We start from the raw sequence: 13,757 nt of genomic DNA, 5'->3' as shown, positions 1-13,757 counted from the left end.
AATCGTTGCATAGCTGGGCTACGGAACTATTTTTTTTGACTCATTTTAGCAAAAAAGAACAAGTAGATTGGACTATTTTATAGGTATTAAATAAAAAAAAACAAAAAGCAGCACTAGTAACTGCTTTTTACATTTTAAGTTTCAAGTTTAAAGTTGATTCCTTTTTACCATTAAGGGATTAACATAATTAAGGAGTAATTCTTGATTTTTTCCACTTTATGACTTTTGACTTTCGACTTTACGACTATACTCTAGCCCAGTTGTTGTCTAAAGTAGCGTTACCTAAAGTAATTTTTTCTGCCGAGAAAGTAATTTCGGTAGTCATTGGCGTTTCTGCCAAAGCGTCTAACACTTCGCTGAAAAACACAATGAAAGCGTTTTCAAAGGCCAATTCTTTCATTACTTGTTCAGAATCTGCTTTGAAATATTTAATTTTTCCTGAAACAGGTTTGTGTTGGCTGTTTACTGCTTGTTCAATAATAGTAGTATTGTCTGTCGATTTTACTCTTACATTAACTCTACCGCCTTTTACTTCTGATGAAACACACCCTTTTCCGTCCACGTGACGGGTCATATCTACTTTTGAAAATAATACTTGATACTCGTTTCCTTCGATTTCTAATAGTGCTTTAAATGCCATGATAATTTAATTTAAAATTGTTAAAAAAATGATTTAATTGGAGTACTTTCTTTCTTTTATGGACTAGTATTAACAAAAAAAGAGGTACTCTAATTGAATTTAGAATACCTCTTTTTTGTATTTTCATACCTTTTTTTGATTAGCTTCTGTGAAGAAGAGGAGGATTCGCAATCAATTATGTGTCAAATTTAAAAATTTATTTTGAACTAGCAAATTTTTTAGTGGAAATTTTTTAGAAAAAACAACAAAATAAATCCAACTAATAAAATAGACAAATGAAAAAGTATGGCATGTACTTGGCTGTGGAGGATTTTTAGTTATCCAAGCCCTTTTGGATACGACTTATAGTACCCAAAAGAGAATGGATTTAAAATAGTGAGCAAGGCATTATTAGCTAAAATAAATATTCAGAAAAAAAGTGTTTACTATAATGAGGATATATAAACTTTTATGTTTGTTCCATCATGTCTATATGTTCCGTCAGCACTCCTTGTTCCTAAAGAACTTAAATTTGAGGGAAACAACCAACTTGCTCCTAAAGTAAGCCCATTAACAGATCTAATTTCTGTTCCAAATCCTGTACTTATAGCAGAATGAAAAAATGTCTTATCAACGAGTCGATAAAAGCCTATTGCTTTTCCTCTCTCTAAAAAAGGATCTCCATTCCACTCTTTGCCTTGTTCCAAATAATTAAATCTTGTTAGCCATTCTTGACCTTTGAGTACTACCAAATTAGAGGGGCTAATTGAGGGTCTCAACATATATATTGTATAAGCGACCACATCATGGCAAACTCCCATATTGTACCTTGAAATATCTTCTCCACCTGAAAGGAGTTTGTTTCCTAAATTTAATCTTTCAGTGCTACTTTTTTGAGCTTCTAAAGCTCCTATTGTGGTTATATTAGACATAAAATAATTTTAAAAAACAATTTGAAATAAAATACCTTTTTTTGATTAGCTTTTGTGAAGAAAAAGATTCTCCTTTAATTATGTATCAAATATATAAATTTATTTTGAACTAGCAATTTTTTTTATAGAATATTTTTAAGGAAAAACAACAAAATAAATCCAACTAATAAAATAGACAAATGAAAAAGTATGGCATGTACTTGGTTGTGGAGGATTTTTATTTGCTGATGGATTTCATTAGTTGATTTGGAATGGATTTCATTTATTTTGGTAACTTGTTTTTGCAAAGTATCTATGTTTTTGTTGAGATAGACAATGTTTTGCTGTTGATTTTTGAATAAATACTTTACTTCTTTGTCTGACAATGCTTTTTTCTTACCAAAATATCCCGATTTAGGCTCGGCAATGAAAACCTCGTTAAAATTTTCTGATTTTTCTACCGACAATTCAAAACTGGTGTTGAGTTTGTTAATCAAAAATAGTATAAAAAAAGTATATGAAAGGAGTAATGTAGGAGCTATATAATGCACAAATATCTCGGCAATTTTAGGTTTTTTCAAACTATAACTATTGGTATAAAAAATAGAATTGGCTTCTTTTCTAATGGTTTCTCGTTCTTTTTTGATGCGTTCTTCAAGTTCTATGGCTTCATATTTATCTAAAGTATAATAACCTAAATTTTCATTCAATTTTTTATGATGTACCAACCAATTTAATACTTCTTCTATTTGAAATTCGGACACGCTTGGGTCTTTGAATTTCCAAAACACTTCGTTTTTAGTTAGTTTACATGGCTTTTCTTTGCTTTCAAAATAAAATAGCTCTAAAATAGTTTCGTGTAATGGCTTGGGTTGTATTTCTTTTTTCATTTTAAAAATTATAATAAAAGGTGTTTTGGAACATAGTAATATTTAACAGCAGCATCTTCATTGAAAATCTCGAAAGTATCGTTGCGTTGCATGGTTTCGAGCGTTTCTAATTTTTGATTTAATTCCATAAATAAAGACCTAAAATCAGTTGGATTTTTCTTTAATTTTTTAACGTCTTTGATTGTTGTTTCATGCAATTTTAAACTGTTTACAAATACTCCTGTTTTATTGAAAAACAAATCGGCAAGTGTATTTTTATATTTTACTTTTGTAGTTGCGTTTTGGTTTTTTACAAAATTTTTCAACTTTTTTCTAAAGTCTTTTATAATTTCTTTGCTGGTGTTTTCTTGTGTGTAATCTTTTACAACCAAATCTCGATAGTTTTCTATCAACGTTTTTATTTCTTCTTTATTCATCAGTAAACAGAGTTTGTTTTCAAAAGTTGAATTTATTGTATCAGTTGCTTTGTATAGAAAAATTTCGTTTTTGTAGTTTTTTGGAATTTCATTGGAAATAGCATCTTTTACGGCAACATTTTTTAATAACTCATTCAATTTATGGCTTGGAATACTTCGCAAAAAGCTAAACTCGCTTCTGTAATCTCGTAATGATTTTAGGTGTAAATGATTGGTTTTTATAGTTTTTACCAATATAGAATCAATTGCGGTGTTTACTGATTTTGGATTGATTTCGTTATCTAATTTTGGAAAAACAATACCACCGTTAAAATTACTTTTCTTTGGAGCATCAAAAATATAAGAGTTATCAAACTCATCTGAAAAAGCAAATTCGTCATTTTCGATGAGCAATTTTTGATCTACATAATAATTTTGAATAAACTTTTTACTTTGACTGCTTGCTAAATTCAAATACGCTTTATTTTGCAATATAAAATCTTGGATTTCAGGTGTGTTTTTGTTTTCTAATGTAACAAAAAGTAGTTTTGTTGAGTTTTTGGTCAATTTGTTTACATCATCGGGTAAAAGTGAGTTAATGGCATTATTTGCACCAACAACAATGAAAAAATTGTTTTCAAAATTAGCTTCATCAGACAAAAATTGATTGATAGAATTATTGTTTTCCAAACTGTTTTCAGTTGGAATTTCATTGGGCGATTTGATGCTTTTTTCAATTAAATCAAACCATTTTGAAAACGATTTTGATTTTAGTAAATAGTAACTTTTTCTGCCTTTTGCAATAAAAGAAAAGGTAAAATGATAGCTTGAAAATGCTTCTTTTTCGATAGAAATTTTTAAATTTTGAATAGAAGCTAATAATTTTTTTAATTGCTGTTTGTTGTTTGAATCATTATCAAAAATATAAAATAAATTTATTGTTTTGCTTTGCTCTTCAATTTGGGCAATGGTACTCATCAAAATATCATCGCCTTTGAGATTGGTGATTTTATTTTTTTCGTGATTCCAAACGTTTATGGGAAATAGCAGCTGGTTTGTTTTTTCAAAATTCAAAGTTGTAGAAGTTTGATTTTCATTGACAAACAAGGTGTTTTTAAATAGTTGATTTCCAACAAATCGTTGGTTTTTTGAACTACATTTTAGGGTGTCGTTGGGCTCTAATTTCAATACCACATTGTCTTCCAAAGGTGTGATATACTCTAAGGAAATCCAGCCTCGTTTTTGATTTATCGTATCTTTTGCAACAAGATTATCAAAATTAGAAACAAAAGCCGATTTGTGAGTGGTATTGATTTTATAGACATATACAAAATCATTCAGATTTATTTTGCTTTTAGAAGCCGTTTCAAGATTTGGATTTGATTTAAGAATGACTTCGTTTTTGGCTATTGTTTTTTCACTATGATATAAATTCCCCAAATTGTTGGAAGCCACAAGATATTTTACATATTTCAGATTCTCTTGATTTTGTTGCGGCTCACTAAATTCAATAACATTTTCCTTTTTTATCCAACCCAAATATTTAACTTCTTTGGTATTAGCAAAATGATATTTTTTACTTTTAAGAAAAGCAAAAATGCCTTTTGGTTTGCCCAATAATTTTTCATCGGCAACAACTACTTCATAGTAATTTTCGTTTTCATCAATGACATACATCGCTTTTCCAATACCTATTTTACTATTCATTTTAGCACTATACGGTTCTTGATAAGTATCATTATTGTCTCGGTCGGAAAAAACGGTTTTTGGAGTTTTCTTTAGTTTTTCTTTTGGCTTTTGCTCATTATAGGTATTAATTGCTTTTTCCTTTACAATTCCTGTTCCGCTTTTTATTTGGGAAAATGCAGTAACTGAAAATAGAAGCAAAAAGAATAGGGGTTTATTTGAAAGAATGTTTGTCATATTATTATTTGATAAATGTGTTTAACTGTTTGAAATTCAGTGTATTTAAAATGATTTTTTTTAAGTTTGCGTATAAACTAATGTAAAAGAAATAATAATTAAAACAACTAAAATAAAAATCAAAAAATTATCTTCGTTTTCTTTAAGTTTAATTGCATTGATTTTTTGCTTTTCAATTTCTCTCTCTTTTTTTAATAGTTCTTTTTCATAAGGTTCCCATTCTTCTTTTGTGTATGATTTTCCAAGATAAGATTTGTAGGGGAGGTTTTCTTTTTCTACAATATCTTCAAAATTTACATATCCTATTGCGGTTTTACCTTGAATGGTACACCAGCCTTTTTCTACATATTTAATTATTTCTAGTTTTTCGCCATTTGGAATTTTTTCTAATTCCTTAGAAAAAGCAATTTTTGATTCATGTAAAATAATATGTCCTTTATGCGAAAAAGCACAATATACTTTTTCTGATTTGTTTAGATTTGAATCAGTCATTTTTTATGTATTTATTTTTCCCAATGTACCATATCATACGGATAGTAGGGATTGTCTTTGAAACCACTATCGTTTAGTTTCATTACTTTTACTACGGCGGCTACTTCCCAAGCCCAGTAACCGCTATAACCCCAATCTCGTAAATGTGTATTGTACCAAGGGTCAGTTTGATGCAAACTGTACCATACTTCGAGGTAGTCTTTGATGGCTTTTTCGGCTTCTAATTTTGGGAGTTGGGTAATTTCATATAACTTTTCATAGGATTTGTCTCCTTTTCTTTTGTTTTTTGCATCGTCCATTAAAAAAAAGATAAGATTATCTGGTTTCCAAATAGCTTCTATAGTACTATGGTGTGCCTTGTATATAAACTCTTTTATTTTTTGATGCTCTGCTTCAGGAACTTCCAACAAAATCCCTAACGAAATCATTTGTAATAAAAGGGGATAACCTTGATAGTCTTCTGACCAGGCTTGCGAAAAATTTTCAATAGACTCTTTAAAAATAGGTTGCATGATTTGAATTGGTTCACCTAAACTATAATAATTTTCTATTAATTTATTGTATTTAAAAGTGTAGCTTACAAAATGAAATGCTGAAAGTTTACCATGAGTATTTATATAGACTATATCATCTTCTTTAAAAATTTTAATAGAATTATTAATACTATCAATTTCTTTTTTAAAATACTTCCAATTCTTAAATTTTCCCCTAACTTGAGGTGTACTTTGAGTTTTTTCTTCTTTTGAAGAGCCAAATAATTTATTTAAAAATCCCATAATTATATTTATAAAGTTAAAATTTTATTTATATTAAAACATCCAATCTACTAATGCTGAACCTGCCCCACTACCGATGAATCTAAAAACATCTAATCTATCAACAAAACATTATTATCATTCCAATGTACCATATCATACGGATAGTAGGGATTGTCTTTGAAACTGCTATCGTTTAGTTTCATTACTTTTACTACGGCGGCTACCTCCCAAGCCCAATAGCCACTATAACCCGAATCTCGTAAATGTGTATTGTACCAAGGGTCAGTTTGATGCAAACTGAACCATACTTCGAGGTAGTCTTTGATGGCTTTTTCGGCTTCTAATTTTGGGAGTTGGGTTATTTCATAGAGCATTTCATAAGGCTTGCCTCCTTTTCTTTGATTGTCTTTTGCTCCGATTAAATAAAAGATTAAATTATCAGGTTTCCACATTTCCTCAATATTGCTTTGTGTTGCTTTGTTTAGAAAATCGGTTATTTTTTTAAATTCTTCTTCGTCCGACTTTAATAATATCCCAAACGAAACCATCTGTAGTAAAAGAGGATATCCTTGATAATCTTCTGACCAAGCTTGCGAAAAATTTTCAATAGATTCTTTAAAAATAGGTTGCATGATTTGAATTGGTTCACCTAAACTATAATAATTTTCTATTAATTTATTGTATTTTGATGTGAAATTTTCAAATTGAAATCCTCTTAAAGCCCCATGCTTTTTTATATACTCCTTATTGTCTTCCTTTAGAATCTCTATTATTTTAATAAAGTATTGTATTTCTTTATTAAAATATTTTTCGTTTCTAAATTGAGCTCTTACTATTAAAAGAGGTTTGTGTTGAGTTTGTTCTTCTTTTGATGAACCAAATAATTTGTCTAAAAATCCCATAATTATATTTATAAAGTTAAAATTTTATTTATGTTAAAACATCCAGTCAACCAATGCCGAACCTGCCCCACTACCGATGAATCTAAAAACATCTAATCTATCAACAAAACATTATTATCATTCCAATGCACCATATCATACGGATAGTAGGGATTGTCTTTGAAACCACTATCGTTTAGTTTCATTACTTTTACTACTGCGGCTACTTCCCAAGCCCAATAGCCACTATAACCCGAATCTCGCAAATGTGTATTATACCAAGGGTCGGCTTGATGCAAACTGAACCATACTTCGAGGTAGTCTTTGATGGCTTTTTCGGCTTCTAATTTTGGGAGTTGGGTTATTTCATAGAGCATTTCATAAGGCTTGCCTCCTTTTCTTTGATTGTCTTTTGCTCCGATTAAATAAAAGATTAAATTATCAGGTTTCCACATTTCCTCAATATTGCTTTGTGTTGCTTTGTTTAGAAAATCGGTTATTTTTTTAAATTCTTCTTCGTCCGACTTTAATAATATCCCAAACGAAACCATCTGTAGTAAAAGAGGATATCCTTGATAATCTTCTGACCAAGCTTGCGAAAAATTTTCAATAGATTCTTTAAAAATAGGTTGCATGATTTGAATTGGTTCACCTAAACTATAAAAACATTCTATCTTTTTATTCCTTATACTGGTTGAACTTAAATAATGTGCTGGTCTTAATTTATCGTGCTCCTTTAGATAATTTATTTCATTTTCTTTATCTGATTTAATAAAACGGTTACACCTATCTATTTGCCCTTGAAAATACTTACTATCCCTATGCAATGCTCTCACCTTTGGCTTTGTTTTTTTTCTTTCTTCTTGCTTGGGCGAGTTCCCAAATAGTTTATCTAAAAATCCCATAATTATATTTATAAAGTTAAAAATTTATTTATATTAAAACATCCAATCTACTAATGCTGAACCTGCCCCACTACCGATGAATCTAAAAACATCTAATCTATCAACAAAACATTATTATCATTCCAATGCACCATATCATACGGATAGTAGGGATTGTCTTTGAAACTACTATCGTTTAGTTTCATTACTTTTACTACGGCGGCTACTTCCCAAGCCCAGTAACCACTATAGAACTCTGTGTTGTGAGTATTATAAGAAGACTGAAGATTTTCTTTAGTATAAAAATAATTCTCAAGAATATCTTTTATTAATACTTCTGCTTCTAATTTTGAATTAGAATTTAATATTTCAGCAAGCTTTTGAATATAGGTTTCCTCTGGAAACTGTAGTGATTTTGATATAATATGATCATTATATTGGCTATGTAATAAAGTATCTAATATAAAATCTTTATAACTTTCTTCTAGGAAACGTTTTGAAATTATTTCAAATACTTTTTTATCTATCTCTAATAAAACACCGAGGCTCAAAATTTTTAAACTATGTTTGTAAGAACCATTTATTAAATCTTGACTAATGCACAATTGATAATATACTATATTTTCTATATAAAAATTTTGCCAATCTGAATTAATTGGTTTCCCCATACTATACCACGGAGTTAAATACACATAAATTTTAGCAGAAAGGTTTCTACTAATATTTTTTAGTGCGAGATCATTTTTCTCCTTGATATATTGGTCTTTAAATTTTTCATACATTTTTCCATTTTCAATTATTTTATTTAAATAATTATAAAAAAATAAACTGTTTCTTTTTTTATCTCTACTAATTAAACCTTTAATTTCTAAAGGAATTTCATTATCTACTTTTTCATTAGTTGGTTCAGATTTAATTTTTGAACCAAATAGTTTTTTTAAGGACATCATACTTACTAATTTATGTTATATATTATTGAAACCAACTTACAACAGATTTTCCGAGACTACTACCTGCAATTCCGCCTATTGCACCACCTATTACTCCTCCTACAATTACTCCTACTGGACCACCAATAACTCCAATAGCTGCACCTAATTGAGCACCCGCAATTCCTCCTGCTAATGCCCCTACTGCCCCGCCAGTAGCCTGCTGAGTTTTTTTTCCAAATTCACCTTCTTCTTGATAGGCAGAATAAACATGATAACCCTCTACTACAATTCCAACTACAACCGCTCCTTTGCCTACAACTTTGCCAAATGCACCATATCATACGGATAGTAGGGATTGTCTTTGAAACCACTATCGTTTAGTTTCATTACTTTTACTACGGCGGCTACCTCCCAAGCCCAATAGCCACTATAACCCGAATCTCGTAAATGTGTATTGTACCAAGGGTCAGTTTGATGCAAACTGTACCATACTTCGAGATAGTCTTTGATGGCTTTTTCGGCTTCTAATTTTGGTAATTGGGTTATTTCATATAATTTTTCATAAGGCTTGTCTCCTTTTCTTTTGTTTTTGGTATCGCCCATTAAAAAAAAGATAAGATTATCTGGTTTCCACATTTCCTCGATATTGCTTTGTGTTGCTTTGTTTAGAAAATCGGTTATTTTTTTAAATTCTTCTTCGTCCGACTTTAATAATATCCCTAACGAAACCATCTGTAATAAAAGAGGATAACCTTGATAGTCTTCTGACCAGGCTTGCGAAAAATTTTCAACAGACTCTTTAAAAATAGGTTGCAATTCTTTAATAAAATCACCCTTACTGTATTTATTCTCTATAATTAAAATATACTTTTTTGCTAGATTTAAAAATTGAAAAGAATCCATTTTTCCATGCTTTTTTAAATATTCCTTATTATCTTCTTTCAGTATATTTATTATTTTATTAAAGTATTGTAATTCCTTATTAAAATATTTTTCGTTTCTAAATTGAGCTCTTACTATTAAAAGAGGTTTGTGTTGAGTTTGTTCTTCTTTTGAAGAACCAAATAATTTGTCTAAAAATCCCATAATTATATTTATAAAGTTAAAAATTTATTTATATTAAAACATCCAATCTACTAATGCTGAACCTGCCCCACTACCGATGAATCTAAAAACATCTAATCTATCAACAAAACATTATTATCATTCCAATGCACCATATCATACGGATAGTAGGGATTGTCTTTGAAACTACTATCGTTTAGTTTCATTACTTTTACTACTGCGGCTACTTCCCAAGCCCAATAGCCACTATAACCCGAATCTCGCAAATGTGTATTATACCAAGGGTCGGCTTGATGCAAACTGTACCATACTTCGAGATAGTCTTTGATGGCTTTTTCGGCTTCTAATTTTGGTAATTGGGTTATTTCATATAATTTTTCATAAGGCTTGTCTCCTTTTCTTTTGTTTTTGGTATCGCCCATTAAAAAAAAGATAAGATTATCTGGTTTCCACATTTCCTCGATATTGCTTTGTGTTGCTTTGTGTAGAAAATCGGTTATTTTTTTAAATTCTTCTTCGTCCGACTTTAATAATATCCCTAACGAAACCATCTGTAATAAAAGGGGATAACCTTGATAATCTTCTGACCAGGCTTGCGAAAAATTTTCAATAGACTCTTTAAAAATAGGTTGCATGATTTGAATTGGTTCACCTAAACTATAATAATTTTCTATTAATTTATTGTATTTTGATGTGAAATTTTCAAATTGAAATCCTCTTAAAGCCCCATGCTTTTTTATATACTCCTTATTGTCTTCCTTTAGAATCTCTATTATTTTAATAAAGTATTGTATTTCTTTATTAAAATATTTTTCGTTTTTAAATTGTGCTCTTAGCTTTAATTTTACTTGTTTTTTTTCTTCTTGTTTCGGAGAATTCCCAAAAAGTTTGTCTAAAAATCCCATAATATTATTATTTTAAAAATTTATTTGTCAATTATTTATATTTCATTAAAACATCCAATCTACCAATGCCGAACCCGCACCACTACCAATAAGCCCACCGCCAATAGCCCCAATTACTCCGCCAATTACAGTACCTATACCTGGGCAAATGGCTGTACCTATAATAGCACCTAACTCTGCACCAGCCCAAGCACCAGCGGCACCCCCAACGGCAGAACCTGTGGCTTGCTGGGTTTTGTTACCAAATTTTCCTTCTTCGTTGTAGGCACTCCCTATCATAAAGGCATCTATGGCTATGCCAACTACTACGGCACCTTTGCCTACTACTTTGCCTGTGGTCTTTAGCCAAGGGGTTCTTTCTACATATTGGGTAGCTTTCCAAAGGGCATTGTTAGCTTTGGTTGCTGATTTGCTTGCTTGTATCGTTTTTGAAAAATTGGAATTGGCTAATGCAGTAACAGGTTTTGAGTTTCGAACCGAAGAGCGAACACCATTGATTAATTTTGAGGCTTTAGTGGGTGGTTTAGGCGTCATCTCAGATGTTGCTCCAGCACCTCTTCTGTAGCCTGTGTCGTTGCTGGGTTCATAACGCATACTGCCATCGGTATTGGTTCTACTAACACCTCTTTCTAGTGTTCCGTTGTTATTTGCTCTTTCAATTGCTAACTTATCAGCCTCATTTGAAATTGCACCTTTATCAATATGGTCTTGAACCCAATTTTTACTTAACTCTCTACCACTGTTAGTAGTATTTTGTAATGAAGCGGTGTTATATTTGGCATCGTCTACTCTATAAGTTCCTCCTTTTTCGTAAGCACCATCAATACCCGAGGCAGTTGGTTTGTCAATATCCATTACAGGGTGTTCTTTTCTGATGTCTCGAAAAGCATTATCATCGTAGTATTGGTTCGATTTCATTTCGCCATAGTTGCCATGTCGTCTATAATCAGAGGCACTATTGTCTCTAACCAAAGAGAGTTTACCGTTTTCTACATCATATATAATCCCTTTTTGATTATAGTTAATTACATTTCTATAATCAAGCCATTGTGGAATAGCAATGCCTAAACCTGTAAAACCAAAAAATTCGGAGGCAGCACTTGTAGGCACATTAAAATCTACTTTTATTTTACCACCTTGTTGGCAAAGGAGGTTGGCGTCGTCAAAAACGAGTTTAAAGCCGTTTACTTTTACACCTTTGTTGCATTTGTCCCAATAGATGGGGGCAAAAGCACACGGGTTGCCTGTAATACTGCATTTGCCAAAGGGTTTTATGTTTTCGCCTGGTATTACATCGGCTTCGCTGGTTAGTTCTTCGCCATAAATACTGGTTCTGTTATTATGGGTTACACTTATTTGAGTGGGGGTGTTACCTTTATCACAAGTAAGCCAAGATTTGTTGGGGATATATTTTTTTGCCATAATAATTATTCTTCAAAGCGTCCGTTGTTTAAAATAGCTTCTAGATCAAACCAACTTACAGGATATTTAGGGTCACTCCCATCTTCCATTTCATCTTCTAAAAAAGCAGTGCCTCTTTCTAAAAATGTTTCTGTTGTATGATTTTTCCAGAAATATTGATTCCCTGTAAAAATATTATCGTGCATTTTTACTCCTAATTTTTCTGCTCCATAAGTGTTGAGCATTTTTAAACTGACCACATCATTTCGCATGCTTTTTTCAAAGTATTCAAATTTTCTAATTTCAATAAAGTATTCTTGTGAGTTTGCCTCGCTTGTATAAGGCATAATAAATTGTTCTTTTAGCAGTTCGTCCCAGTTTACTTTTTTGGGTGGGGTGGCAAAGGCTTCTTGTAGTATCTTGGCTATTAATGAAAAAGTTACTTTTTCTACATTTTTATACTTCTCGGCAGTTGCCCAAAGAGAAAGTAGATAGTTGAGCAGGGTTGGGTATGCCGTAATGGCATCGCCTTTTATGCTATACAAAGGGTTATTTTCTCTTAAAACTTGTGTTTCCTTGTCTTTTTGTTCAAGAAGTTGTAAAACATATTTGTATAAATCGTTTCCTGTTTTTATTTGGTCTTTAGTCATTAGATTCATTGTTTGTATATTTTCTAATTTATAAAACGCTCTGTTTGGTGTTTTTTTGTTTGATTTCCTCAATCAAAAGTTCTTGCTCTGCCCTAGTTACTTGTTTGATTTGGTGTGCTGTCGCTACTTCATACCAATTGGTAACAGCAGTTTCTAAAAACATATCGCCTTTTTCTAGCCAGCCGTCGCTGTTCATTTCATAGATTTCTTCCATATCTACCGTTAATGTGGCGTCAATGTTGTATATATTGGTTAAATCTTTGAGCATACGGGCAAAGCTTTTTCTGTCAAATTTATCTTTATCCAATACTGCACTATTTTCAATGCAAAGTGTGTTTTCTGAAATAGGCATTGTATGCGATGAAACAACAAGAGGCAAATCTATTTTTCCGAAATAACCTTTTAAAAGCATAGGCTTTATCTCTTTTTTTTCGTGTTGTCTATACCAAGATTGAAAGAAGAATCGCCACGCACTATATCCTACAAATGATTTTATAAACGCTTCTTTATTTTTTAAGGATTTTGAAGTTTCGGCAATCAAAACATCTAATCCTGGTTGATGTTTGGCATACTTCACTCTTAATTTAGGTAAGATTTGGTTTTCCCATTTATGAAACAAGTTTATGAATTTATGAATTTCTTTAAAATTACCTTCTAAATCGGTTACTAAAACTAAATCGGACTGTAAATCATCCATATCTGCTGTCCAACTATGAATTTTTGCAGTGCCTTGCATATTTTGAGCCATCAGTTTATAATTAAAGACTAATTCGTTTTCCGTTTTATTTATTAAACTTATCGAGTTACTTACTTAGGAGCTACAATTAATTTCCATCCTACCCATTCGTGATTTATCATTCTTTTTATTAGATTATCAAAAATTGTTTCTTTATATATTGATCTATTTAATCGATAAAAATATTCGTTTAAATATTTTTGTAAATGATGTTTACTAACGTGAGTTTGTATTGTTCGTAATCCAGATTTTAGTTGTTGAATGATGTTGTTAATTTGTTTGAAATTTACCGTAGGTTGGCTTATTTCTTGTTTT

The 13,757-nt window shown here is 31.0% G+C and carries 15 protein-coding genes; all 15 read right to left on the bottom strand.

The genetic code is table 11. From position 1 onward, the window contains the following. Positions 1–244: 244 nt before the first annotated feature. The gene (gene tssD, locus B0A58_RS08795) at positions 245–640 is read right to left on the bottom strand and encodes a type VI secretion system tube protein TssD (RefSeq protein ID WP_089080754.1); all 396 of its coding nucleotides are present in this window, start codon (positions 638–640) and stop codon (positions 245–247) included. Positions 641–1,065: 425 nt separating this feature from the next. Further along, positions 1,066–1,551, bottom strand: a complete 486-nt coding sequence (locus B0A58_RS08790) for a hypothetical protein (protein WP_089080753.1) — start codon at positions 1,549–1,551, stop codon at positions 1,066–1,068. A gap of 122 nt (positions 1,552–1,673) precedes the next feature. After that, the gene (locus B0A58_RS08785; protein WP_089080752.1) at positions 1,674–2,420 is read right to left on the bottom strand and encodes a DUF5457 domain-containing protein; all 747 of its coding nucleotides are present in this window, start codon (positions 2,418–2,420) and stop codon (positions 1,674–1,676) included. 8 nt (positions 2,421–2,428) lie between these two features. Then, the gene (tssR, locus tag B0A58_RS08780) at positions 2,429–4,738 is read right to left on the bottom strand and encodes a type VI secretion system protein TssR domain-containing protein (RefSeq protein ID WP_089080751.1); all 2,310 of its coding nucleotides are present in this window, start codon (positions 4,736–4,738) and stop codon (positions 2,429–2,431) included. A 60-nt stretch (positions 4,739–4,798) separates the two neighbouring features. Then, a complete protein-coding gene (locus tag B0A58_RS08775) occupies positions 4,799–5,230 on the bottom strand; it encodes a hypothetical protein (protein ID WP_089080750.1) in 432 nt (143 codons plus the stop codon). 11 nt (positions 5,231–5,241) lie between these two features. Beyond that, positions 5,242–6,006 (bottom strand): PoNe immunity protein domain-containing protein, encoded by a 765-nt coding sequence (locus B0A58_RS08770; protein ID WP_089080749.1) that lies wholly within the window; start codon positions 6,004–6,006, stop codon positions 5,242–5,244. A 92-nt stretch (positions 6,007–6,098) separates the two neighbouring features. Next, positions 6,099–6,890, bottom strand: coding sequence for a PoNe immunity protein domain-containing protein (locus tag B0A58_RS08765; protein ID WP_089080748.1), 792 nt, complete (start codon positions 6,888–6,890; stop codon positions 6,099–6,101). 92 nt (positions 6,891–6,982) lie between these two features. After that, a complete protein-coding gene (locus B0A58_RS08760; RefSeq protein WP_089080747.1) occupies positions 6,983–7,774 on the bottom strand; it encodes a PoNe immunity protein domain-containing protein in 792 nt (263 codons plus the stop codon). Between the two features lie 92 nt (positions 7,775–7,866). Next, entirely contained in the window at positions 7,867–8,703 is an 837-nt protein-coding gene (locus tag B0A58_RS08755; protein WP_089080746.1) for a PoNe immunity protein domain-containing protein, read from the bottom strand. Positions 8,704–8,997: 294 nt separating this feature from the next. Further along, complete coding sequence (locus tag B0A58_RS08745; RefSeq protein ID WP_089080745.1) at positions 8,998–9,771, bottom strand: PoNe immunity protein domain-containing protein; 774 nt, start codon at positions 9,769–9,771, stop codon at positions 8,998–9,000. A gap of 92 nt (positions 9,772–9,863) precedes the next feature. After that, a complete protein-coding gene (locus tag B0A58_RS08740; protein WP_089080744.1) occupies positions 9,864–10,655 on the bottom strand; it encodes a PoNe immunity protein domain-containing protein in 792 nt (263 codons plus the stop codon). 45 nt (positions 10,656–10,700) lie between these two features. Beyond that, complete coding sequence (locus B0A58_RS08735; protein WP_089080743.1) at positions 10,701–12,077, bottom strand: PAAR-like protein; 1,377 nt, start codon at positions 12,075–12,077, stop codon at positions 10,701–10,703. 5 nt (positions 12,078–12,082) lie between these two features. Continuing rightward, positions 12,083–12,715: a hypothetical protein gene (locus B0A58_RS08730; protein WP_133063102.1), complete on the bottom strand. Its 633-nt coding sequence runs from the start codon at positions 12,713–12,715 to the stop codon at positions 12,083–12,085. A 19-nt stretch (positions 12,716–12,734) separates the two neighbouring features. Beyond that, positions 12,735–13,454, bottom strand: a complete 720-nt coding sequence (locus B0A58_RS08725) for a hypothetical protein (protein WP_089080741.1) — start codon at positions 13,452–13,454, stop codon at positions 12,735–12,737. A 59-nt stretch (positions 13,455–13,513) separates the two neighbouring features. Then, positions 13,514–13,757, bottom strand: a 244-nt coding sequence (locus B0A58_RS08720) for a transposase (protein WP_165766316.1), incomplete at its 5' end; no start/stop codon positions are given.

The sequence above is a fragment of the Flavobacterium branchiophilum NBRC 15030 = ATCC 35035 genome (genome assembly GCF_002217205.1).
Lineage (GTDB): Bacteria > Bacteroidota > Bacteroidia > Flavobacteriales > Flavobacteriaceae > Flavobacterium > Flavobacterium branchiophilum.
This window is presented reverse-complemented; position numbering and strand designations above follow the sequence as displayed.